19 protein-coding genes and 1 pseudogene are annotated in these 22,568 nt (G+C 69.2%); 14 read left to right on the top strand and 6 right to left on the bottom strand.

Annotated elements, in window-relative coordinates:
• Nucleotides 1-80: 80 nt before the first annotated feature.
• The 5 genes from A5702_RS02135 to A5702_RS02115 all read left to right on the top strand — a co-directional run bounded on the left by A5702_RS02135 (nucleotide 81) and on the right by A5702_RS02115 (nucleotide 5,539).
• Entirely contained in the window at nucleotides 81-968 is an 888-nt protein-coding gene (locus A5702_RS02135; RefSeq protein ID WP_055402099.1) for a universal stress protein, read from the top strand.
• Nucleotides 969-983: 15 nt separating this feature from the next.
• Complete coding sequence (locus tag A5702_RS02130; protein ID WP_156669453.1) at nucleotides 984-2,444, top strand: bifunctional aminoglycoside phosphotransferase/ATP-binding protein; 1,461 nt, start codon at nucleotides 984-986, stop codon at nucleotides 2,442-2,444.
• A 105-nt stretch (nucleotides 2,445-2,549) separates the two neighbouring features.
• Nucleotides 2,550-3,539 carry an NAD(P)H nitroreductase gene (locus tag A5702_RS02125; RefSeq protein ID WP_067817493.1) on the top strand — a complete coding sequence of 330 codons (990 nt, stop codon included), beginning with the start codon at nucleotides 2,550-2,552 and terminating at the stop codon, nucleotides 3,537-3,539.
• A 25-nt stretch (nucleotides 3,540-3,564) separates the two neighbouring features.
• Nucleotides 3,565-4,668 carry a 3-oxoacyl-ACP synthase III family protein gene (locus tag A5702_RS02120; RefSeq protein WP_068217860.1) on the top strand — a complete coding sequence of 368 codons (1,104 nt, stop codon included), beginning with the start codon at nucleotides 3,565-3,567 and terminating at the stop codon, nucleotides 4,666-4,668.
• Nucleotides 4,652-5,539, top strand: a complete 888-nt coding sequence (locus tag A5702_RS02115; protein WP_068217846.1) for a 3-oxoacyl-ACP synthase — start codon at nucleotides 4,652-4,654, stop codon at nucleotides 5,537-5,539. Before A5702_RS02120 ends, A5702_RS02115 begins: the two co-directional genes overlap by 17 nt.
• 96 nt (nucleotides 5,540-5,635) lie before the next feature.
• Here the strand turns inward: A5702_RS02115 and ppsA are convergent, their stop codons facing one another.
• Complete coding sequence (gene ppsA / locus A5702_RS02110) at nucleotides 5,636-8,041, bottom strand: phosphoenolpyruvate synthase (protein ID WP_068217843.1); 2,406 nt, start codon at nucleotides 8,039-8,041, stop codon at nucleotides 5,636-5,638.
• A gap of 245 nt (nucleotides 8,042-8,286) precedes the next feature.
• Between ppsA and A5702_RS02105 the strand changes: the two genes are divergently transcribed.
• A complete protein-coding gene (locus A5702_RS02105; protein WP_068217840.1) occupies nucleotides 8,287-9,669 on the top strand; it encodes a wax ester/triacylglycerol synthase family O-acyltransferase in 1,383 nt (460 codons plus the stop codon).
• Here A5702_RS02105 and A5702_RS02100 read toward each other — a convergent pair.
• On the bottom strand, nucleotides 9,664-10,338 hold the full coding sequence (locus A5702_RS02100; protein WP_055402107.1) for a PAS and ANTAR domain-containing protein: 675 nt from the start codon (nucleotides 10,336-10,338) through the stop codon (nucleotides 9,664-9,666). The genes A5702_RS02105 and A5702_RS02100 overlap by 6 nt on opposite strands.
• A gap of 63 nt (nucleotides 10,339-10,401) precedes the next feature.
• Complete coding sequence (locus A5702_RS02095; protein WP_068217857.1) at nucleotides 10,402-10,848, bottom strand: Hsp20/alpha crystallin family protein; 447 nt, start codon at nucleotides 10,846-10,848, stop codon at nucleotides 10,402-10,404.
• A gap of 147 nt (nucleotides 10,849-10,995) precedes the next feature.
• Here A5702_RS02095 and A5702_RS02090 point away from each other — a divergent pair, with 147 nt between their 5' ends.
• Nucleotides 10,996-11,367, top strand: a complete 372-nt coding sequence (locus A5702_RS02090) for a helix-turn-helix transcriptional regulator (RefSeq protein WP_068217837.1) — start codon at nucleotides 10,996-10,998, stop codon at nucleotides 11,365-11,367.
• A gap of 71 nt (nucleotides 11,368-11,438) precedes the next feature.
• Nucleotides 11,439-11,975, top strand: a complete 537-nt coding sequence (locus A5702_RS02085; protein WP_055402111.1) for a DUF1360 domain-containing protein — start codon at nucleotides 11,439-11,441, stop codon at nucleotides 11,973-11,975.
• A gap of 7 nt (nucleotides 11,976-11,982) precedes the next feature.
• On the opposite strand, the gene A5702_RS02080 is transcribed toward A5702_RS02085, so the two are convergent.
• Nucleotides 11,983-13,293 (bottom strand): NAD(P)/FAD-dependent oxidoreductase, encoded by a 1,311-nt coding sequence (locus A5702_RS02080; protein WP_068217854.1) that lies wholly within the window; start codon nucleotides 13,291-13,293, stop codon nucleotides 11,983-11,985.
• Nucleotides 13,294-13,564: 271 nt separating this feature from the next.
• Between A5702_RS02080 and A5702_RS02075 the strand changes: the two genes are divergently transcribed.
• The 5 genes from A5702_RS02075 to A5702_RS02055 all read left to right on the top strand — a co-directional run bounded on the left by A5702_RS02075 (nucleotide 13,565) and on the right by A5702_RS02055 (nucleotide 20,453).
• A complete protein-coding gene (locus tag A5702_RS02075; protein WP_068217834.1) occupies nucleotides 13,565-14,272 on the top strand; it encodes a GAF and ANTAR domain-containing protein in 708 nt (235 codons plus the stop codon).
• A 40-nt stretch (nucleotides 14,273-14,312) separates the two neighbouring features.
• Nucleotides 14,313-15,494: a zinc-dependent alcohol dehydrogenase gene (locus tag A5702_RS02070; RefSeq protein ID WP_068217831.1), complete on the top strand. Its 1,182-nt coding sequence runs from the start codon at nucleotides 14,313-14,315 to the stop codon at nucleotides 15,492-15,494.
• A 69-nt stretch (nucleotides 15,495-15,563) separates the two neighbouring features.
• Nucleotides 15,564-17,714, top strand: a complete 2,151-nt coding sequence (glgX, locus tag A5702_RS02065; protein WP_068217828.1) for a glycogen debranching protein GlgX — start codon at nucleotides 15,564-15,566, stop codon at nucleotides 17,712-17,714.
• A 125-nt stretch (nucleotides 17,715-17,839) separates the two neighbouring features.
• On the top strand, nucleotides 17,840-19,594 hold the full coding sequence (locus tag A5702_RS02060; RefSeq protein ID WP_068217826.1) for a sensor domain-containing diguanylate cyclase: 1,755 nt from the start codon (nucleotides 17,840-17,842) through the stop codon (nucleotides 19,592-19,594).
• A gap of 91 nt (nucleotides 19,595-19,685) precedes the next feature.
• A complete protein-coding gene (locus A5702_RS02055; RefSeq protein ID WP_082460019.1) occupies nucleotides 19,686-20,453 on the top strand; it encodes an SDR family oxidoreductase in 768 nt (255 codons plus the stop codon).
• A gap of 167 nt (nucleotides 20,454-20,620) precedes the next feature.
• Here the strand turns inward: A5702_RS02055 and A5702_RS02050 are convergent, their stop codons facing one another.
• Nucleotides 20,621-21,589, bottom strand: a complete 969-nt coding sequence (locus tag A5702_RS02050; protein ID WP_067817415.1) for an aldo/keto reductase — start codon at nucleotides 21,587-21,589, stop codon at nucleotides 20,621-20,623.
• Between the two features lie 10 nt (nucleotides 21,590-21,599).
• Nucleotides 21,600-22,079, bottom strand: a pseudogene (locus tag A5702_RS02045) (sensor domain-containing protein); the annotation flags it as partial.
• A 31-nt stretch (nucleotides 22,080-22,110) separates the two neighbouring features.
• Here A5702_RS02045 and A5702_RS26585 point away from each other — a divergent pair.
• On the top strand, nucleotides 22,111-22,568 hold a 458-nt coding region (locus A5702_RS26585), incomplete at its 3' end, for a DUF4190 domain-containing protein (protein ID WP_197506480.1).

The raw sequence follows: 22,568 nt of genomic DNA, 5'->3' as shown, positions 1-22,568 counted from the left end.
GCCATGCGGTTGGGGACTAAAGCCTCATGATCGACGGGCGTTCGCGCCATAGCGTTTTGGGGGAGGAGAGGGAGAACGCCATGTCCGCACTAGCCAACCGGCACGGCATCGTCGTCGGAATTGACGGATCGCCGGCCTCGAACGCCGCCGTATGTTGGGCGGCGCGTGACGCGGCGATGCGGCACGTACCGCTGACCGTGGTCCACGTGGTGAACGCGGCCGTGCCGATGTATCCGGCCCTTCCGCTGTCGACGGGCGTGGCGGTGTGGCAGGAAGAGCAGGGCCGGCAGGTCCTCGAACAGGCGGTCAAGATCGCCGAAGAGGCGGTCACGACGGACCGCAAGGTCGACGTCCGCAGCGAGCTCCGATGTGCACCCCCGGTGCCGACCCTGGTCGAGATGTCCAAAGAGGCCGAGATGGTCGTCGTCGGCAGCAACGGGCGCGGGGCGCTGGGCAGGCTGCTGCTCGGGTCGGTGAGCAGCAGCGTGGTGCGCGGCGCGCGCTGCCCGGTCGCCATCATCCGCGACGAGGACCCGCTCATGGAGCATCCCCAGCAAGCCCCGGTGCTCGTCGGCATCGACGGGTCCCCGGCCTCGGAGGTGGCGGTGGGCGTCGCGTTCGACGAAGCGTCGCGCCGGGGCGTCGAATTGACCGCGCTGCACGCGTGGAGCGACGTCGACGTCTTCGAACTCCCCGGTGTTGACTGGTCGGCGGTGAAGGGTGAAGCCGAGCGGAGCCTGGCCGAACAACTGGCCGGCTGGCAGGAACGCTATCCCGACGTCACCGTGAACCGGGTCGTCGTCGCCGACCGGCCGGCGCGCCAGCTCGTCGAGCAGTCGGAATCCGCCCAACTCGTCGTCGTGGGCAGCCACGGCCGGGGCGGCCTGTCGGGTGTGCTGCTGGGTTCGGTCAGCAACGCCGTCGTCCACTCGGTCCGCATGCCCGTCATCGTGGCCCGGCCGTCGTAGGGCCGCGCCGCCGCCGTGCCGTTCCTCGATCTGCACGAAACCCACACTGGCGTCGTCATTCTCGCCGGCGACCGCGCATACAAAGCCAAGAAGCCGGTGCTGACCGACTTTCTCGACTTCCGCGCGCCGCAGCAGCGCGAGCACGCCTGCCGCCGGGAGGTCGAGCTCAACAGCCGGCTGTCGCCGGACAGTTACCTCGGGGTGGCGCATCTGTCCGATCCGGCCGGCGGGCCGCCCGAGCCGGTCATCGTCATGCGGCGTTACCGCGACGAAGAGCGCCTGGCGGCCATGGCATTTCGCGATCCGGGCCAGTCCGTTCGGGACGCGCTGGACGCGATCGCCGGCGTGTTGGCCCGGTTTCACCGCCGCGCCCAGCGGGGCCCGGTGATCAGCGCCCAGGGCGAGGCGGAAGCGATCGAACGCCGCTGGCGCGACAACCTTTCCGAACTCCGGCGCTATGCGGACGCCTCGACACCGGGCGTCTCCGCCGAAGCCGTGCCGCGGATCGAGCACCTGGCCACCGAATTCATCACCGGTCGAGCGGCGCTGTTCAAGAACCGCGTCGAGGACGGGCGCATCGTGGACGGCCACGGCGACCTGCTCGCCGACGACATCTTCTGGGTGGACGGGAAACCGGCGCTGCTCGACTGCCTGGAGTTCGACGACCAACTGCGCTACGTGGACGGCATCGACGACGCAGCCTTCCTGGCAATGGATCTCGAGTTCCTGGGCCGCAACGACCTCGCGGCGCATTTCCTCGAGCGCTACGCGCACCATTCCGGCGACACGGCGCCGCCGTCGTTGCGCGAGTTCTACATCGCGTATCGCGCCGTGGTCAGGGCGAAGGTGGATTGCGTTCGACAGTCACAGGGAAAGGCCGCGGCGGCCGAGGACGCCGCCCGCCACCTGGCCATCGCGACGGCCCACCTGCAAACCGGCACGGTTCGCCTGGCCCTCGTCGGCGGCAACCCGGGCACCGGGAAGTCCACCGTGGCGCGCGGTCTGGCCGAATCGTTTGACGCGCAGCTTATTTCCACCGACGACGTGCGCCGGGAGCTTCGAGACTCGGGGGCCATCGCCGGTGCGCCCGGTGTGCTGAACGCCGGGCTCTACAGCCCCGACCAGGTAGCGGTCGTCTACGAGACCGCTCTCCGACGCGCGCAGCGGTTGCTGGGCGGGGGGCACTCGGTGATCCTCGACGGCACCTGGCGCGATCCGCGCACGCGCGAGTCGGCCCGCCGGCTGGCCACCGAGACGCATTCGGCGCTGGTGGAATTCGTGTGCGCGGCGTCGGCCGACGTTGCGGCCGAGCGGATCAAGACCAGGCCCGCGGGCAATTCGGAGGTGACACCGGAGATCGCCGCCGCCCTGGCCGCCGGGCACGCCGACTGGAACGGTGCGCACCGGATCGACACCTCCCGCAGACCCGACCTCGTCGCTCGCGAGGCGCGCGATCTCTGGACGCGTGCGACGTAACAGCCGCAGGTCCCAACGTCCCGGCCGTCGGGGACCAACGGCCCTGCCCGCACCCGCCGCATGGGGCATACAGTTTGCCTCACCGGAATCGACGAAGTGGTGACGATGGATGCGAAAGTGCCGACCGAGCAGGTCATTCGGGACGCGGTGACGCTCGCGTGCCGCGCGCCGTCGCTGCACAACAGCCAGCCCTGGCGGTGGGTGGCCGACGGCGGCAGGCTGCACCTGTGGGCCGACCCGCACCACGCGATGCACGCCACCGACCACACCGGTCGGGAGCTGATCCTGAGCTGTGGCGCCGTCCTCGACCACCTGCGGGTCGCCATGGCCGCCGCGGGGTGGGAAAGCGTCACCGAACGATTCCCCACCGAGGGCAGACCGGATCACCTTGCGAGTGTGGGCTTTCTGCCCGTGGCGAACGTGACGGCGCAATGCCGGCTGCGGGCCGACGCGATCCTCCGTCGCCGCACCGACCGGCTTCCCCTGGGCGCACCGAACGCGTGGCCCACGCTGCATTCGGCCCTGAGCGCCGCGGTGACCCCTTACGAAGTGTCGCTGGACGTGGTCGACGACGACGAGCGGCCGAGACTGGCCGAGGCGTCGCGGCTCACCGAGCAGCTGCGCCGAACCGATACCTCCTACCTGACCGAATTGCGTTGGTGGACTTCGCCCTTCGAAGCGAACGCCGACCGCGTGCCGGAAAGCGCCCTGCTGTCGAGCTCCGAGGCCGCGCGCGTCGACATCGCCCGCGCCTTCCCGCCGGCGGGCGGGGGCCGCCGCCGCGCCGCGATCGAGGTGGACCACTCCAAGATCGTGGTCCTGTCCACCCGTCACGACGATGCGCCGGTCGAAGTGCTGCGCTGCGGTGAGGCGCTGTCGGCGGTGCTGCTCGAATGCACCCTGGCCGGCATGGCGACCTGCACGCTGACGCACATGACGGAAATATCGCTGAGCCGCGACATCATCAGGCAAGTCACCGGCGGCTCCGGCCAGCCGCAGCTGCTGATCCGGGTCGGCCGGTCACCGGCCAAGGACCCACACCCGCAACCCACCGCCCGGCGTCCGGTGACCGAAGTCCTCGAGATGCGTGGGTGACCCACATGCCAAGGAGGTGCCATCGATGACTCGGCACTGGCTCGTGATGGAAGCAACCGGGGAGGGCGGTGCGGCCCCCTTCGTCGCGCGAGTCGCGGCCGCGGGCCGGCATCTGCCCGGGACTCACCTGAGCACCGACGAGCTGATGGCGTCCACCCGCCACCGCACCCACATCGACCTGGAACGGTTGACCGGGATCCGCGAACGCCGGGTGTCGGTGGGCGACGAGGATTCCTACACCCTGGCCAGCTCGGCGGCGCTGAACTGCCTGGCCAGCGCCCAGCAGGATCCGGCGGCGCTGGACGTGGTGATCAGTTGCAGCATCACCAAGTTCCGCGACGGGCTGACCCAGTGGCTCGAGCCGACCATGAGCAGCGCCGTGGCGCGCGGGATCGGGGCGGTGAACGCGATGACGTTCGACGTGTCCAACGCGTGCGCCGGAATGCTCACGGGTGTAACGATTCTGAACAACTGGATCCGCCAGGGCGTCGTCGAGCGCGGGCTCGTCGTCAGCGGCGAGTACATCTCGCAGCTTTCCAACAATGCGGCACGGCACATCCGCAACATCATGAGCAAGGAGCTGGCCTGCCTGACCTTGGGTGATGCCGGCGCGGCGCTGCTGCTGGAGCGGGCACCGGCCGGTTCGGCCGGCATCGCCCTGGCAGGCTTCACCACCGTCGCCGACTACAGCCGGCTCTGCCTGGCGTATCCGCAGGGGGACGACCCGGGCGCGCGGATGTTCACCAACTCCCGCGCCATCCAGAAGGCCGCAATCGCCGACACCCCGCTGTTGTTGAGCGAAGTGCTTGACACCGTTGGTCTTTCGATCCACGACATCGACCACGTCATCACCCACCAGACGTCCGCGCGCGCCATCCGCAAGGGAATGGCCCGGATGTCGGAGGTGTTCGGCGACAGCCCGCGCCACGACGCGGTGATCACCGTCGACCGCTACGGCAACACCGCCTCCACGACCCACACGGTGGCGCTCGTCGAGGAGCTCGAGGCCGGGCGGATCAGGCCAGGGGAGCGAATCGCGTTGCTGGCGTTGGCCTCCGGGCTGGAAATCGGCGTGGTCTTGTTGACCCTGGACGAGGATGTGGTGAGCCGCTATGGGCACGGTGATTGATCGGATCGACGTCTCACATCCGCGGCTGCGGGGCCGCCACAGCGCGTTGCACCTGGCCGTCGTCGCCGCAAAGGACTGCCTGAAGCGGGCCGGATGCGAGGCCAAGGACCTCGACCTCGTGGTCAACGCCGGCATTTACCGCGACCGCAACCTCGGTGAGCCGGCGCTCGCCGCACTGATCCAGGACGACATCGGCGCCAACCCGGAGGACCCGCACGCCGGCGCCCATGGCACGTTCTCCTTCGATATCGCCAACGGCACGTGCGGGCTGCTGACCGCGCTGCAAATCGTCGACGGGTTCATGCGCAGCCGCGCCATCCGGCGCGCGCTGGTGGTCGCCAGCGACGCCGACCCCGGGCACGGCATGAGCGAGCACTTCCCGTTCTCGGCCGCCGGCGCCGCGATGCTGTGCGGCTGGTCCGACGACGACTACGGCCTCAGCCGCGTCTCCTGGGTGACCGACCCGAGTGAAATCGGCGATGAAACCTTCAGCGCCACGGTCGGTTTCGCCGACTCCCGCAACGTCCTGCGCTTTTCGGAGTCGGCGGCGCTGGACGAGCGGATGGCCGCGGCGGCCGGGCGGGCGGTGACCGCGTGCCTTTCCGAGCAGGCGGTGCTGCTGTCCGACGTCGACGCGATCGTCGCCGCCCCCGCCCGGCCCGGATACCGCACCGCGCTGGCCGCCCGGCTGGGCGTGCCGGTCGAGCAGATCGGCGTCGCCGACGGCGAACGCATGCATACCACCGCCCTGGCCGCCGCGTTCGGGCAGCGGGCGCAGCGGTTGCCGGCGGGCGCGCGGGTGCTGTTCGTCGCGGCCGAGGCCGACGTCGTCGCCGGCGCCGCCCTCTATCGCCAGCCGCCGCTGCCCTGAGGTTCCCCGCGGCCTTCGCGAGATTGCGCTCAGGGTCGTGGATGCGCCCCCAACCACAGCCGTGACGGCAATCTCGGCGGGACGGCGCGCGGAGCCCTACTGCAATTGCACGGCTCGCTCGAGGTCCAGGACCTGCCGGGTGGTCTTGACCACCACGTCGGGGTTCAGGCTGATCGAGTCGATGCCGCAGCGAACCAAAAACTCGGCCATGTCGGGGTAATCCGACGGCGCCTGACCGCACAACCCGGAGTGAATCCCGTTGCGGCGGCAGCCCTCAACGGCCAGACGGATCATCTCCTTGACCCCCTCGTCGCGCTCGTCGTAGTCGAAGGCCACGATCTCGCTGTCCCGGTCGACGCCCAGCGTCAGCTGGGTGAGGTCGTTGGACCCGATCGAGAACCCGTCGAAGCGCTTGGCGAACTCGTCGATGAGGATGACGTTGTTGGGGATCTCGCACATCGCGTAGACCTTGAGCCCGTTCTCCCCGCGGCGCAGACCGTGTTTGGCCATCTCCGCCAGGACCAGGTCCGCCTCGGCCACCCGGCGCACGAACGGCACCATCAGCACGACGTTGGTCAGCCCCATCTGTTCGCGCACCCGCTTCATCGCCCGGCACTCCAGCGCGAAACCCTCGGCGTAGGCCGGGTGCGCATAGCGCGAGGCGCCGCGGAAGCCGATCATCGGGTTGCTCTCGGCCGCCTCGAAGCCGCTGCCGCCGACCAGGCTGGCGTATTCGTTGGTCTTAAAGTCCGACATCCGCACGACGACGGGCTTGGGCCAGAAGGCGGCGGCGATGGTGCCGATCCCTTCCGATAGGCGCTCCACGAAGAAATCGGCGCCGTCGGAATAGGCGTACGTCAGCGTTTCGATGGTCCGCCGGGCCTCGGCGTCGTCCACCCGGTCGGGGTGGAGCAGGGCCAGCGGGTGCACCCGGATGTACTCGTTGATGATGAACTCCATCCGGGCCAGCCCCACGCCGTCGTTCGGCAGGAACGACGTCTTGAACGCCAGATCCGGGTTGCCGAGGTTGAGCATGATCTCGGTCTGCGGGCGCTCCTGGTCGGACACCTCGGTGTGCTCGACGCGAAAGCCCAACTCGCCGCGGTAGACCCGCCCCGTGTCGCCCTCCACGCACGACACCGTGACGAGCTCGCCGTCGGGCACGCTCGTGGTGGCGTCACCCGCGCCGACGACCGCGGGGATGCCGAGCTCGCGGGCGATGATCGCCGCGTGGCAGGTGCGCCCGCCGCGGTTGGTCACGATGGCCGCGGCGATTTTCATGATGGGTTCCCAGTCGGGCGTGGTGATGTCGGCGACCAGCACGTCGCCGGGCTGGAACTCCGACAGCTTCCCGAGGTTGTCCATCCGCCGGGCGACGCCCGTGGCGACCTTCTCGCCGACCGAGCGGCCCTCGGCGAGCACCTCCTTGCGTTCGGCGCCCTTGCCCTCGAGCACGTAGCTTTCGATCGTCGTCTGGCTGCGCTGCGAGGCCGCGGTTTCGGGGCGCGCCTGGACGATGTAGAGCCGCCCGTCGAGACCGTCCTTGGCCCATTCGATGTCCATCGGCCGCCCGTAGTGGGCCTCGATGGTGCAGGCGTACCCGGCCAGCTCGAGCACGTCGTCGTCGGTGACGCAGAACCGGGCGCGGTCGGCCTTCGGGGTGGGGATGTTGCGGACGGTGTTCTTGGTCTCGCCCTCGACGTAGATCATCTTGACCGCTTTGTCCCCGATCAGCCGGCGCAGCACCGCCCGGTGGCCGGCCTGATACGTCGGCTTGTGGACGTAGAACTCGTCGGGGTCGACGGCGCCCTGCACCACGTTCTCGCCGAGCCCGTAGGCGCCGGTGATGAATACGACGTCGTGGAAGCCGGATTCGGTGTCCAGGGTGAACATCACCCCCGACGAGGCGAGGTCGGAGCGCACCATCTTCATCACGCCGATCGAAAGCGCCACCTTGAAGTGGTCGAAGTCCTGGTCGATCCGGTAGTGGATGGCCCGGTCGGTGAACAGGCTCGCGAAACACCGGCGGCAGGCGTCCAGCAGGCTCTCGGTGCCCTTGATGTTGAGGAAGGTCTCCTGCTGGCCGGCGAAGCTGGCGGTCGGCAGGTCTTCCGCGGTCGCCGAGCTGCGCACGGCCAGGCTGACGTCCTCGCCGTATTCCTCCTGAAGCTGCCGGTAGGCGGCCGTGATCTCGGCGGCCAGTTCCGGGGGAAGGCCTGCGCCGTAAACGATTTCGCGGGCCCGCTTGCCCTTGCGCGCCAACGCGGTGACGTCGTCGGGGTCGAGGTCGTCGAGCGCGGCGTGCAACGCGTCCCAGGCGCCGGCGCTGTCCAGTACGTGCCGGTAGGCCTCGGCGGTGATCGCGAACCCATGCGGGACCCGAACGCCCTGTCCGGTCAGCTTCTGGAACATCTCGCCCAGCGAGGCGTTCTTCCCGCCGACCAGCGGGACGTCGGAGATGCCGATCTCCTCGAAGAAGCGGACGTAGGTGAAATCGCTCATGGTGTTCTTCCTTCGGGGGGTTGCGTCAACACGCTTCGTCGATGCGGCAGCGGACGTGGACCGGGCGGCGTTCGCGGAGTGTGCGGGAGGCGGCGGCGAAAGCACCTGCCTCGCTGCTCAATTGATCTCCTCCTCACCCCCCAGACGATATGCCCGGGGGCACGCGGCCACAGCCGCCGTTTGGCCTCAGTAGTTGGGGACTTACGGCCCTGCCACCAGCGCATTGCGGCGCGGAAAGTGGCATCGTGGAGCAATTGACCGCCCTGGACGCCGGCTTCCTCGAGGTCGAGGACTCCGACCCGCATGTCAGCCTGGCGGTGGGCGGCGTCTCGATCGTGGCGGGGCCCGCGCCCACATACCAGGAATTCGCCGCCTCGTTCGCCGAACGGGTCGCGACGATTCCGCGCTGCCGACAGGTCCTGCGGACCCATCCGCTGGACCTGCGGCCACCGGACTGGGTGGACGACCCGCACTTCGACCTCGCGCGTCACCTGCACCGCATCGCGGTGCCGCAACCCGGCGGCGACGCCGAGCTTTTCGAGGTGATCGCGTCGCTGATGGAGCGCCGGCTCGACCGCGAGCGCCCGCTGTGGGAGTGCTGGATCATCGAGGGTCTCAGCGAGGGCCGGTGGGCGGTGCTGACCAAGATCCACCACTGCATCGCCGACGGCATCGCGACGACGCAGCTGTTGGCGAAGTTCAGCGACGACGGCGACCGCGACACCTTCGCCTCCGACGTCGGCGCCGGCAAGAAGCCGGTCCCGGCGCAGACGGGCGTGTTCAAGGTAAGCCTCAACCCGTTGAGTTGGGTGAGCGGCATCGGCCGGGGCGCCCTCGGTGCGATGACCGCGGCCGAACACGCGGCGATCGGAGCCGCGGAGCTGGCGGCCGGCTTGCTGCACCCCGCCCCGGAATCGTCGTTGAACGGACCGGTCACCACAATGCGCCGGTACAGCGCGGCCCGGGCCCGATTGGCCGACATGCACAAGGTTGCCCGCGCGTTCGGGGTCACGCTGAATGACGTTGCGCTGGCGGCGATCACCAGCAGCTATCGCGAGGTCTTGCTCGCGCGCGGGGAACGTCCCGGCCACGAATCGCTGCGCACGCTGGTTCCCGTCTCCGTTCGCGCGGTGGACCACTTCAACGTCGCAGGCAACCGGGTCTCGGCGATGCTGCCGCTGCTGCCCGTCGACGAGGCGGACCCGGTGCGTCAGCTGAAGCTGGTGCACGACCGGCTCTCCCACGCCAAGTCCAGCGGTCAGAGCGAGGGCGGCAGCGCGATGGTGGTGGCGGCCAAACGCACCCCGTTTGCCCTGTCCGCGTGGGCGATTCGCTTGCTCTCGCGGTTGCCCCAGCGGGCGGTGGTCGCGCTGGCCACCAACGTTCCGGGCCCACGGAGCCGGCAGCGGCTGATGGGCCGTCCGGTGCTGGAGCTGCTGCCGATCCCGCCGATCGCCCTGCAGGTGCGCACCGGCGTCGCGATGCTCAGCTACGCAGACACATTCGTCTTCGGCATCACCGCCGACTACGACACCGCGCCCGACATCGACGCGCTCGCCGACGGCATCGAGAAGGGCATGGCGCAACTGGTGGCGGCCGCCGGTACCCGGCGCCGCAAGTCGTCATGACTGATGGTTGACGCGCTCGTGCGCGGTCAGCAATAGGTGGTCGAACTCCGATTGGGCGTCCAGGCGCGCGCCGACGCCGCGGAAGTCGTCGGCAATCTGTTCGGCGAGCGGCCGCAGCTTGATATTCGCTTCCTGCGAAAGCCATTTGAGCAACTCGAAGGCCGCGTCGGCGCTGATGCCGTAGACCAGCATCAGCATGCCCTTGGCTTGCTCGATGCCGGCCCGGTTCGAGTTGATCTCGGCCAGCCGGGCGCTGACGAGTTCCTCGTTGGTATGCCCCGGCGCGGGGGTGACGTCGATGTAGAACCCGTGGGTGCCGACCACGTCGCCATCGTCGTCGAATAACCGGTCACCCACCACCACGACGTGCCGCACGTTGCCGCCGGTGTCGACGATCCGGTGGCGCGTGCTGAACGCCTGGCGGGTGTTCACGATCTGGTTGATGGTGGCCGCGACCTGCCCGCGATCGTCCGGATGCTTGTGCGAGAGCACCAGTTCGGTGGTGGGGGTCACGGTGCCCGGCTCGTACCCGTGCATCCGCTGCACCTGTTCCGACCACTCCCAGCGCTGATCGGTGAAGTAGAAGCGGAACCAGCCGGCCGGTTGCGCGGAACCGCCGGCCAACGCCCGTTCGACGTCGACCGTTTGACCGTCCAGTTCCCATTTCATTGCGCATCCCGTTCCCGGGGGGCGGCGTCCGTTTCAACACGGGCCGCCGCCCCCCGCGGCCGATCAGGCGTTGATGACCTCGCGCTGCGAGGCTTTCTCGTCGATGGCCGAGTGCGCGTCGCGGCCGACGGTGATCTTGCGCGGCTTGGCCCGTTCGGCCACCGGAATGCGCAGGCGCAGAACGCCTTCGCGGTAGGACGCCTCGATCTTGTCGGTATCGAGGTTGTCGCCGAGCACCAGTTGCCGGCTGAACACCCCGCGCGGGCGCTCGGTGGCCAGCATCTCGCGGTTCGGGTCAAGGGCCGGGCGCTCCGCGCGCACGGTCACCACGTTGCGCTCGATGTCGATGTCGAGCGATTCGGCATCGATGCCGGGCAGGTCGAACTCGACGACGAATTCCTCGCCCTGGCGCCAAGCGTCCATCGGCATCACCGCCGGCCGGGCGGCCGTACCGAACACCTGGTGGGCAAAACGGTCGAGGTCGCGGAAGGGGTCGCTACGCATCAGCATGGTGGTCACCTCTCACTCCAATCTAGGCTGTGGTCCGGTTCTTACCTATGTCCAATGACATAGATTTTATATAGCACCGTCGACACTATGCCTGCAAGTGTGATAAACAGATTTTCTAAGGCAGTTCGTTTCGAGGGGGAGCGGGTGATGACCGACCAACGCGGCGATTCCGGCGCCCCGGCGCCCGATCACGGCGTGTACGGCATCTCGGTGGCCGCCGAGCTTTCGGGCATCCCGGTGCAGTCGCTGCGCCTGTACGAGCGTTATGGACTGCTCACGCCGGCGCGCAGCAACGGCGGAACCCGGCGTTACAGCAACGACGACCTGGCCCGGCTCAAGCGCATCAGCGAGCTGGTCGACGCCGGCGTCAACCTGGCCGGCGTGGCCCGCATCCTCGATCTCGAGGATCACAACGCGACGCTCTCGGCCGCCAACATCGACCTGCGGTCCACCAACCGCACGCTGCGCAGGGCCGCCAAAACCGCGAAGCTCGCGGAGGCCGGCGCCAACGACGCCTGACGGCGGCCTCGGATTGCGCCGACCGACATCGGGTACACCCCCTGCTGTGCCTTTGAGTTGAAGGAGATGCGATGGCAGAGGTGGCGGAGGCCAAGGCCCAGGTGGTCGACGGAGCGCGGCGCGAGGCCGACGCGTACCGCGGAGAGGCGCCCCAGCCGCTCGGCGGCTACCTGGCGGTACTGATGATCTACGGCGTCGTGGTGGCCGCCGCGACCGCTGCCGCGCTGCTCACCGGGCGCACGCTGCCGCCGCGCTGGCGCATCCAGGACCTCGTCTTGGTGACGCTGGGCACCCACAAGCTCTCGCGGACCGTGACCAAAGACGCGGTGACCAGCCCCTTGCGGGCGCCGTTCACCCGCTACGCGGGGACGGGCGGCCCGGCGGAGGTCAAGGAGGAGGTCAGGGACGAGAGCCAGCTGCGGCACAGCCTGGGGGAGCTGTTGACCTGCCCGTTCTGCCTGGACATGTGGGTGGCGACCGGCTTCGCCATCGGCCTGGTCTTCGCCCCGCGGTTGACCCGCTTGATCGCCGGCGTCTTCACCGCGCTGGCCGGTGCCGACTTTCTGCAGCTCGGCTACGCTATGGCCCAGAAGTCGGCCGAGGGCTGAGCCGCCCTCAGCCCGTCTTCGGCATCGGGATGCCCTCGCTGGCCGCGAACTGCGAGTCCTCCTCGGAGGCCAGGCCGATGGAAACCACCGACCGGTTGAACAGCAGGTCGGTCAGGTAGGCCAGCGACACCGCCCACCGGTTGACGCCCCGCGGGATCGCGTACAGGTGGTAGGCCCGGGTCACGAATTTCGCCGGCAGCCCCGACAGGTGGATGTTCAGCGGGTTGGCCACCGCATGCCACGGTCCCAGGTCGACCACCAGGCCCAGGTTGCGGTGCTTGTATTGCTTGGGAGTGCCGTGACCCAGGCTGGCCGCCACGTTGCGGGCCAGCACCTTGCCCTGCCGGGTGGCGTGCTGGGCGGTCGGCGGGGTGATCTTCCCCGGTTGGGTCAGGTCGGGAACCGCGGCCGCGTCGCCGGCGGCGAACACGTCCGGGTGGTCCGGCACCTGCAAGTCGGCCTGCACCTTGAGCCGGCCCCGCTCGGTCGGTAGTCCCAGATCCTGGATCAGCGGCGCGCCCGTGACGCCGGTGACCCAGGCGACCGTGCGGGTGTCGATGCGCGAATCATCGCTGAGCACAACGTGATCGGCGTGCGCTTCCTTCAGCGTGATGCCGAGGCGGACGTCGATGCCGCGCCGGCGGAGCACCTTCTGCGCGGCATCGCCCAGTTTCTTGCCGACCTCGGGCATCACCTGCTCCGCCAGATCGAGCAGCACGAACCGGACCGTGGCGGGATCGAAGCGCATCTGTTTGGCGGCCGCGTCGGCCAGCGCGCGCAGCTGGGTCACCAGTTCGGTGCCCGAATAGGAGGCCCCGACCACGACGACGGTGCGCCGGGCCGCGGCCACCGCCGGGTCGTCCTCGATGTTGGCCAACTCCAGCTGCTCCACGAAATGGTCGCGAAGGTAGAGCGCCTCGGCGGTGGTCTTCAAGCCGCGCGCGCAGGTCGCCAGACCGGGCACGTCGAATAGTTTGGTCACCGAGCCCGGCGTGAGCACCAGCCGGTCCCAGGACATGGTGTGGCTGCGTTCTTCGGGATCGCAGTACTTGAGCGTGCGCTGGGCGAAGTCCACCCCGTCCACCCGGCCGCGCACGGCGCGCACCCCCTTGAGGGTGTTGGCCAGCGGGATCGCGACGAAGCGGGCATCGGCGACCCCGCCGGCGACGTCGGGCAGCAACGGGGTGTACAGCATGTAGTCCACGGGCGAGACGATCGTGATGTCGGCCTGCGCGCGCCGCCGGCGCAGAATGCGGGCCAGGCGGTGCGCGCAGGTGAATCCGGTGAAGCCGCTGCCAACGATCACGATTGAGGTCACCAAGCCGAGTGTAGGAGGAATCGGGGGACCAAGCGCCGTCCCGCTTCGTCGGGCGACGGCCGCTGCGGCGAAAAGTCTTGGTTATCAACGACTTACGCGCGTCGTCGGCGGAACGTAGTGCCGGGCCGCCTGGGCCGGCCTAGAGCTTCGTTCTATGGCCCATAGACTTCGTTTCCGGGGTAGACAGGTAAGCGTGTCGCCGGAAAGATGGGACAAGCGAGGTCGGGACCTCGAAATTGCGCATGCCCGAATTGGCCGGAGGGGTAAGGCCATGCAACAGGACAGCGAGGTAATCGTCGCCCAGCTGGCGAAACTGGTCGCCAGCTTGGAGCACGACGAAACCGATACCGATGTCGGCCTGCGCGAACTGATCCACAACGGCGTCCAGCACGTGGCGGGCTCCCAGTACGCGGGGATCACGCTGGCCGAGAAGAGCAGGGCGGTCAACAACGTCGTCGCCACGCATCAGTACCCAATCGTCTTGGACGCGATACAGAACCGGTACGGGGAGGGCCCGTGCGTGGAGGCGGCCTGGCGGCACCATGTGATGCACGTCGACGACCTCACCGCCGAGGAACGCTGGCCGCGCTATCGGCGGCACGCGCTCGAGCAGACCCCGATTCGGTCCATCCTGTCCTTCGAGTTGTTCGTCAACCACGACAGCCTGGCCGCGCTCAACTTCTACGCCGACTCCCCGCACGCGTTCGGTGACGACGCTGTGGACCTCGGCGCCGTTTTCGCCACGCACGTCGCGCTGGCGTGGTCGGTGATGCGCCGGCAGGACCAGTTCCGCAGCGCCTTGGCGTCGCGGGACATCATCGGTCAGGCCAAGGGAATCATCATGGAGCGCTTCGGCCTCGACGCGGTGGAAGCGTTCGAATTGCTCACCCGGCTCTCTCAACAGTCCAACACCCGGCTCATCGACATCGCTCACGGGCTGGTCGAAAGCGAGCACCCGATCAAGCGCCGCCGGCGCTGACTGCGTTTCGGCGCGCCCCGGCGGGGTATGTGCTTTGCACATGAAGGCTGTCACCTGGCACGGCAAGCGCGACGTCCGGGTGGAGTCGGTGCCGGACCCGAAGATCGAGAAGCCCACCGACGCCATCGTCGAAGTCACGTCGACCAACATCTGCGGCTCCGATTTGCATCTCTACGAGATTCTCGGGGCGTTCATGAACCCCGGCGACATCCTCGGGCACGAACCCATGGGGATCGTGCGCGAGGTCGGCGGTGAGACGGGCGACCTGCGGATAGGCGACCGGGTCGTCATCCCCTTCCAAATCTCCTGTGGCAGTTGCTACATGTGCGGCCAGCAGCTCTATACCCAATGCGAGACCACCCAGGTGCGTGAGCAGGGCATGGGGGCCGCGCTGTTCGGATACTCGGAACTGTACGGCGAAGTCCCCGGCGGCCAAGCCGAACTGTTGCGGGTGCCCCAGGCGCAGTTCACGCACATCAAAGTTCCTGTGGGGCCGCCGGATTCGCGGTTCGTCTATCTGTCCGACGTGCTGCCGACGGCGTGGCAGGCGGTGGCCTACGCCGACATCCCGGACGGCGGCACCGTCACCGTGCTCGGGCTGGGCCCGATCGGCGACATGGCCGCGCGCATCGCGGATCACCTCGGCTATCGCGTGATCGCAGTCGACCTGGTGGCCGAGCGCCTCGGGCGGGCGGCGCAGCGCGGCATCCACACCATCGACCTGTCACGGCTCGACGCCCCGCTGGGGGACACCATCCGGGACCTGACCGACGGGCGGGGCTCCGACTCCGTCATCGACGCGGTGGGCATGGAAGCCCACGGCTCGCCCGCGGCCAAGCTCGCCCAGCAGGCCACCGGCATGTTGCCGGATTTCGTTGCCAAGCGGTTCATGCAGACCGCCGGCGTGGACCGGCTGCACGCGCTGTACTCGGCCATCGACATCGTGCGCCGCGGCGGAACGATATCGCTGATCGGTGTGTACGGCGGGATGGCCGACCCGCTGCCGATGCTCACGCTCTTCGACAAGCAGGTGACCCTGCGGATGGGTCAGGCGAACGTGAAGAGGTGGGTGGACGACATCATGCCGCTGCTGACCGATGACGACCCGCTCGGCGTCGACGATTTCGCCTCCCACGTGCTGCCGCTGGACCAGGCCCCGCACGGCTACGAGATCTTCCAGAAGAAGCAGGACGGGGCGGTGAAGGTCATGTTACGACCTTGAAAACCGTTTTGCTGCAAGGGCTTCCGAACTACCGTTTGGGGGAGGCCCCGGTAGGGTATTGATTGCGCCATGACTTCCGCAGCAGCCTCCGCCCCCACGCCCACCGGAGAGGTGTGGCCCGGCCGGGCCTACCCCCTTGGCGCGACCTACGACGGCGCGGGGACCAACTTCGCCGTGTTCAGCGAAGTTGCCGAGCGGGTGGAGTTGTGCCTGTTCGACGCCGACGGCACCGAGAGCCGCGTCACACTGCCGGAGATCGACGGATTCGTCTGGCACGCTTACATCCCCAACATCGAGCCCGGTCAGCGTTACGGCTACCGCGTCTACGGGCCCTACGACCCCCAGCAGGGGCTGCGGTGCAACCCGAACAAGCTGCTGGTCGACCCGTATTCGAAGGCCATCGACGGCTCCTTCGAGTGGAACCAGGCCCTCTTCAGCTACAACTTCGGCGACCCCGACAGCCGCAACGACGACGACTCCGCCGCCTTCATGCCCAAGTCGGTGGTGATCAACCCGTACTTCGACTGGGGCAACGACCGTCCGCCGGACCACCAGTACGCCGACACGGTCATCTACGAGGCGCACGTCAAGGGGCTGACGCAGACCCACCCGGACATCCCCGAGCAACTGCGCGGCACCTATGCGGCGGTGGCGCACCCGGTGATCATCGAGCACCTCAAGGACCTCGGCGTCACCGCCATCGAGCTGATGCCGGTGCACCACTTCGCCAACGACTCCACGCTGGTGGACAAGGGCCTCTCTAATTACTGGGGCTACAACACGATCGGCTTCTTCGCACCCGACTTCAAGTACTCCAGCGCCACCTCGCCGGGCGGGCAGGTGCAGGAGTTCAAGGCGATGGTGCGCGCGCTGCACGAGGCCGGCATCGAGGTCATCCTCGACGTCGTCTACAACCACACGGCCGAGGGCAATCACATGGGCCCGACGCTGTCGATGCGGGGCATCGACAACGCCGCCTACTACCGGCTGGTCGACGACGACAAGCGCTACTACATGGACTACACCGGCACCGGCAACAGCCTCAACGTCGGGCATCCGCACGCGCTGCAACTGATCATGGATTCGCTGCGCTACTGGGTCACCGAGATGCACGTCGACGGCTTTCGGTTCGACCTGGCCGCGACGCTGGCGCGTGAGTTCTACGACGTGGACCGGCTGGCGGCGTTTTTCGAACTCGTGCAACAGGACCCGACGGTCAGCCAGGTGAAGCTCATCGCCGAGCCGTGGGACGTCGGGCCGGGCGGTTACCAGGTCGGCAACTTCCCGCCCCAGTGGACGGAGTGGAACGGCAAGTACCGCGACGCGGTGCGCGACTTCTGGCGCGGCGAGCCCTCGACCCTCGACGAGTTCGCCTACCGCCTGTCCGGGTCGGCCGACCTCTACGAGCACACCGCGCGCCGGCCGGTGGCCTCGATCAACTTCGTCATCGCGCACGACGGGTTCACGCTGCGGGACCTGGTGTCCTACAACGAGAAACACAACGAGGCCAACGGCGAGGACAATAACGACGGCGAGAGCCACAACCGGTCGTGGAACTGCGGTGCGGAGGGGCCGGCCGAGGACCCGAACGTCAACGCGCTGCGGGCCCGACAGCAGCGCAACTTCCTCACCACACTGCTGCTGTCGCAGGGCGTGCCGATGATCTGCCACGGCGACGAGCTGGGCCGCACCCAGAACGGCAACAACAACGGCTACTGCCAGGACAACGAACTCACCTGGATCGACTGGGCGAAAGTGGACAACGGCCTGCTGGAGTTCACCCGGGCCGTGTCGGCGCTGCGCGCCCACCACCCGGTATTCCGCAGGCGCCGGTTCTTCTCCGGCAAGCCGCTGGGCCGCCGCGGTCAGGACGGGCTACCGGACATCGCCTGGTTCACCCCCGAGGGCGCGGAGATGACCGAGGAAGACTGGGGCGCGGGTTTCGCGAAATCCCTCGCGGTGTTCCTCAATGGGCACGGCATCCCGGACCGGGACGCCCGGGGGCAGCGGGTCCTCGATGACTCGTTCCTGCTGTGCTTCAATGCCCACTACGAGCCGATCGAATTCACCTTGCCGCCAAAGGAATTCGGCGCGTCCTGGCAACTCGTTGTCTTCACCGGTCCCGACGAGGAGACGCCCGCGGAGGAGGTGCCCGGCGGCGGCATGCTCACCGTGGACGCGCACACCGCCGTGGTATTGCAGGCCGCCGACGGCGGCTGACGAGCCCCGGATCGCCCGCCATCGAGGACCTTTCTCCCACGGATTGATTACCTTTTGCCCTCCGGCGGGGTCATCGATCCGCGCACACTGACGGGCGCGCGCCGTGGGGGAGGAAGGGGCCGCCGATGGAGAGGCCGAGCCCCGACGCGTGCCTCAACGACGTGGCCTGGTGCCGGCGGATCGCCCTGCTGGTGGTGTTCGCCATCGCGACACTGACCTGGGTGGGCTGGGCGACGGGTATTGACCGACTGACCCGCATCCATCCGACCTGGCCGGAGATGATGCCGTGGACCGGGGCGTGGCTGGTCGCGCTGGACGCGGCGATCCTGCTCCAGTCGGGGCGCCCCTCGCGGGGGCGCGTGTGGGCCGGGCGAGGACTGGCACTGGTCGTGGGCGTCCTCGCCGCGATCGTGCTTGCGGAGTACGCCATCGGCAGGCCATCGTCCGGATTCGACGAGGTGTGGTTCGGTGACGCGGTCCGTGCGTCACGATGGAGCTGGCCGGGGCGGCCGAGCCCGCAGACAGGCGTGTCGGCGCTGTTCCTGGCGGCGGCCACCGGCCTGATACGAGTGGATCGTGGGACCCGCGTGGTCCGGCCCGCGTGCACCGCCGCCGGCGGGGCCATTCCGTTCGTCACCGTCGGTGCCTACCTCTTCGACGCGCTGGCGCTGGTGGGCACTTCGTCTTCGACCGGCCAGGCACTGATGACGGCGTCGGCGCTGTTGCTGGTCGCCGCGGCGACGGCGCTGGCGCGCCCGGATCGGTTCCCGGTCGCCTGGCTGCTCGCCCGCCCCGACCGGAAGTCGCTGCTTCGGTTAGCCGGCCTGCTCGCCGCGCTTCCGGTCGTCGTCGCGATATCGCGGCCGATCTTTTCGGGGCTCGGGGTCGGACCGCACGCCGAGTGGACCTTCTCGATTCTGCTGGGCACCCTCGTCGTCGGGGTGATCACTTTCTTGTTCATTCAGAACGAGCAGAAACTGCTGATCGAGAAGGAGTTGGTCAGCACCGAGCGTGCCGAGGCCGAGGCGCGATACCGCATCCTGGCCGACAACGCGGTGGACATCGTCGTGCTCCTCCGCGGTGACGAGGTCGTATGGGTGTCGCCGTCCGTGGAGGCCGCGCTGGGCCGGCCGCCGGACGAGTGGATCGGCCCAGGTTTCAACCGCCACATCCACCCGCAGGACATCGAGACGGTCGCCGCCGCTGTGGGCAGGGTCGCCGCCGGCGAATCGGTCGTGCAACGGTTCCGGATCCGCTCTGCCGACGGTGAATACCACTGGGTCGAGAGCCACGGCAAACCGTACGTCGACGCCGACGGCAACATCGACGGCATGATCGCGGCGGTGCGCGTCGTCGACGATCAGGTGAAGGCGGAGCAGCGCCTGGAGCGGCTCGCCCGGTTCGACACCCTGACCGGGCTGGCCAACCGGGCCGAGGCCCTCGGCCGGCTCGCCGCCGCGCTCGAGGAACCGCAACCGGTAGGGGCCTATGTCGGCGTGTTGTTTTGCGACGTCGACCATTTCAAGGAGATCAACGACACCTGGGGGCACGGCGTCGGCGACTCGGTGCTCGCGACCCTGGCGGCGCGGATCGAAGGAAGCGTTCGGCGCGGCGACACCGTCGGACGAACCGGAGGCGACGAAATCCTCGTCCTGCTGCCCGGTGTCCGCAGCGCCGACGAGCTCGCGCAGATCGCCGAAGAGATCCGCAGGCAGGCCGCCGAACCCATCCACGCCGCCGGCACGACGGTCTCGGCCACCCTGAGCATTGGCGCCACCCTTGCCCTACCCGGGGATTCGGTTGACACGATCACGGCCCGGGCGGATGAGGCCATGTACCGGGCAAAACTGGGGGACCGGAACACCGTCGTCCGGAATTAGCCAGCCCAGCCATCGACATGCGCCGGGTGATATCCGGTAGGTTCTTGCCGACGGCAGCTCGTTACAAGAGAGGGCAAATATGTCAAGGACAGTGGTAGTGGGCGCCTCGAGCGGGCTCGGTCGTTGCATCGGTGTCGGCCTGGCGCAGCGCGGCGATCAGGTAGCGCTGTTGGCGCGGCGCCGCGAGCGCATCGAGGCCGCCGCGCAGGAGGCGGGCCCGGGCGCGGTCGCCGTCGAATGCGACGTCACCGACGAGGCCTCGTGCCGGTCGGCGATCGAGAACGCCGCGAACGCGCTGGGCGGCATCGACAACGTCGTCTACACGCCCGCCGTCGGGCCCTTGGTGCGCATGGTCGAGACCGACGCCGCCACCTGGCGGCGCATCTTCGACACCAACGTCATCGGCGCGGCGCTGGTGACGGCTGCCGCGGTGCCGCACCTGACGGCCTCCGCGGGCAAGTCGGTCTATCTGTCCTCCGATGCGGGCACGTTCGGGCCGCCATGGCCGGGCCTCGGGGCGTACGGCGTCAGCAAGGCGGCGCTCGAGCGAATGGTCGACGCGTGGCGCGCCGAGCACCCCGACATCGGCTTCACCACCCTGATCGTCGGGGAATGCGCGGGAGGCGAGGGCGACGGGCAGACCGGAATGAACGTCGACTGGGACATGGACCTCGCGATGAAGGCCGTGCCGCTGTGGGCATCGCGCGGCTGCATGCCCGGCAAGCTGATGCCGGTCGAGGACCTCATCGACGTGGTGCACACGATCCTGCGGACGAACGCCGCGACCTCGATGCCGGTGGTCGTGGCGCGGGGCGCGCCGGCCAGTCCGGCCGCGTTCGCAGATTCCGCGCAGTCCTAGCCTCAGCGGCGATCGCGAGCGCGGCGAAGCCGGGCGCTGCGGGTCGCCGCCGTAGCCTCAGCGGCGATCGCGAGCGCGGCGAAGCCGGGCGCTGCGGGTCGCCGCCGTAGCCTTAGCGGCGATCGCGAGCGCGGCGAAGCCGGGCGCTGCGGGTCGCCGCCTTAACCTCAGCGCCCGAGCTTCTCGCGGACCAGGTCGGTCAGGAAACGCCCGGCCGAGACCGGCCGGAACGCACGGGCCGCGCCGGTGAGCGCCTCGCGGGCGTCCGGGGGCAGGTCGATGTCGGCGGCGGCGACGTTGAACTCCAGCTGTTCGACGCTGGAGGCGCCGGGAATGGCGACCACGCCCGGATGGCTGATCAGCCAGGCCAGCGCGACCTGGGCGGGCTTGGCGCCGACGGTGGTCGCGACGTCGCGCAGCGTCTGCAGGAGCGGTTCGACGCGGCGCAGGTTCTCGGTGCCGAACAGCGAGTTCAGCGCCCTGATGCCGCCGGGGCGGTTATCCAGGCCGTACTTGCCGCCCAGCAGCCCCTGCTCGAGCGGGCTGTAGGCGATCACGATGCGGTTCTCCCGTTCGGCGAAGGGCACCAAATCCTCCAGCGCCCGGGCATGGGCCAGCGAAAAGTGGACCTGGTTGCTGACGACGGGCCGCCCGAGCGCGGCGTCGGCCTTCTGCCAGCGCGCCAGCGAGTAGTTGGAGACGCCGGCCGCGCCGATCTTGCCGCTCTCGAGCAGGTCGCGCATGCCCGGCATGATCACCGTGTCGGGAACCACCGGGTTGGACTGATGGATCTGGTAGAGCGGGATGCGGTCCAGGCCCAACCGCCGCGCGCTGGCCCGTTCGCGCTGCTTGATCACGGCCGGGAAGGGCGCGACCGGCATGATCTTGCTGGCCACCGCGACGTTGGCGCGCTCGTCGCCCAGCGCCTCGCCCAGAATCCGCTCGCTCTTGCCCAGCCCGTACACCTCGGCGGTGTCGAACAGCGTGACCCCCATGGCGAGGGCGCGGCGCACGATGTCACCGGCGGCGCCCGACGCGTACCCCTCCCCGTAGCCCCACTCACGAGACCCGAATTGCCAGGTGCCCAGGCCGATCCGGCTGACACGTCCCACGCCGTCGACGTCGAGATACTTCATGCGCCCAACCCTAACCAGGAAGCTTGCCCAGCACGTAGCTGGCGATGCCCACGCCCGCCACCCGCGGTTGGTCGCCGTCGGTGGTGCCGCTGCAGGAGACCAGCACGTCGACGATGACGTTGGCCTTGGCCGCGACCGCCCGCGCCGAGCGGATCTGCAGTCCCCTGGGTGCGAGGTCCAGCGTCGTGATGCCGTTGGGGGCATCGGCCGGCGCGCCGACCGCGAACGGCAGCGCCTCCCCGTTGGGCGGAGTCAGGGTCACGGTCAAGCCGCCGCATCGGCGCCACCCCGACAGCAACGCGGCCAGCTGCGCCTGCGCCGCCGGCGGGTCGCGGAAGGCCACCACGGCCTGGATGACCTGGGTGGACTTGAGGAAGCTGCGCGAGTCGCGCAACTCCGTCGCGCGGTATCCCGCGACGTCGGCGCCCGAATAGGCGTCCGGTGTGCCGGGGGCGACGCTGCCCCAGCATTCCGGCCGGTCGATCGCCCCGCCCGCGCCGCCGCACCGACCGCCCGTCAACGTGCTGGCGACGCTGTCGCTGGTGTTCGCGTTCGTGTTCGCGCCCGTGGGGGCGATCCTCGGACACGCCGGGCTGGCGCAGATCCGCCGCACCGGCGAGCTCGGCCGGGACCGCGCCCGGGCGGGACTGGCGCTGTCCTACACCTTCATCGCCGTCGCCGTGGTCGGGCTGGTCGCATGGGCAATCTTCGGCGCAGCACCGCCCACCCAGACGGCGGCGCCGACCTCCACCCCCACGAGCGCGACGATGCCCGCGGCGGCCCCGGGCCCCGTCGCGCCGGACGCCCTGGCGACGCTGCTGCCGGGCGCCGACGCCCTGAAGAACATCACCAGCGACCAGAACCTGCAGGCCGGCCAGACGTGGGACAACATGGGCCGCCCGGGCGCGGGCGGGGCGATCGACCGGCCGGAATGCTGGGGCAGCGTCGCCCCCGGCACACCGGACGCCTATTCGGGCGC

Origin of the sequence: Mycobacterium sp. E3339 (assembly GCF_001666915.1) — a bacterium.
Classification (GTDB): domain Bacteria; phylum Actinomycetota; class Actinomycetes; order Mycobacteriales; family Mycobacteriaceae; genus Mycobacterium.
The sequence above is the reverse complement of the archived record's forward strand: the minus strand, read 5'-3'. Positions and strand labels throughout refer to the sequence as shown.

Coding starts and splice junctions, on each gene's coding strand:
- A5702_RS02135 (WP_055402099.1), top strand. CDS start 81: ATGTCCGCACTAGCCAACCGGCACGGCATCGTCGTCGGAATTGACGGA.
- A5702_RS02125 (WP_067817493.1), top strand. CDS start 2,550: ATGGATGCGAAAGTGCCGACCGAGCAGGTCATTCGGGACGCGGTGACG.
- A5702_RS02120 (WP_068217860.1), top strand. CDS start 3,565: ATGACTCGGCACTGGCTCGTGATGGAAGCAACCGGGGAGGGCGGTGCG.
- A5702_RS02115 (WP_068217846.1), top strand. CDS start 4,652: ATGGGCACGGTGATTGATCGGATCGACGTCTCACATCCGCGGCTGCGG.
- ppsA (WP_068217843.1), bottom strand. CDS start 8,041: ATGAGCGATTTCACCTACGTCCGCTTCTTCGAGGAGATCGGCATCTCC.
- A5702_RS02100 (WP_055402107.1), bottom strand. CDS start 10,338: ATGAAATGGGAACTGGACGGTCAAACGGTCGACGTCGAACGGGCGTTG.
- A5702_RS02095 (WP_068217857.1), bottom strand. CDS start 10,848: ATGCTGATGCGTAGCGACCCCTTCCGCGACCTCGACCGTTTTGCCCAC.
- A5702_RS02090 (WP_068217837.1), top strand. CDS start 10,996: ATGACCGACCAACGCGGCGATTCCGGCGCCCCGGCGCCCGATCACGGC.
- A5702_RS02085 (WP_055402111.1), top strand. CDS start 11,439: ATGGCAGAGGTGGCGGAGGCCAAGGCCCAGGTGGTCGACGGAGCGCGG.
- A5702_RS02075 (WP_068217834.1), top strand. CDS start 13,565: ATGCAACAGGACAGCGAGGTAATCGTCGCCCAGCTGGCGAAACTGGTC.
- A5702_RS02070 (WP_068217831.1), top strand. CDS start 14,313: ATGAAGGCTGTCACCTGGCACGGCAAGCGCGACGTCCGGGTGGAGTCG.
- glgX (WP_068217828.1), top strand. CDS start 15,564: ATGACTTCCGCAGCAGCCTCCGCCCCCACGCCCACCGGAGAGGTGTGG.
- A5702_RS02060 (WP_068217826.1), top strand. CDS start 17,840: ATGGAGAGGCCGAGCCCCGACGCGTGCCTCAACGACGTGGCCTGGTGC.
- A5702_RS02050 (WP_067817415.1), bottom strand. CDS start 21,589: ATGAAGTATCTCGACGTCGACGGCGTGGGACGTGTCAGCCGGATCGGC.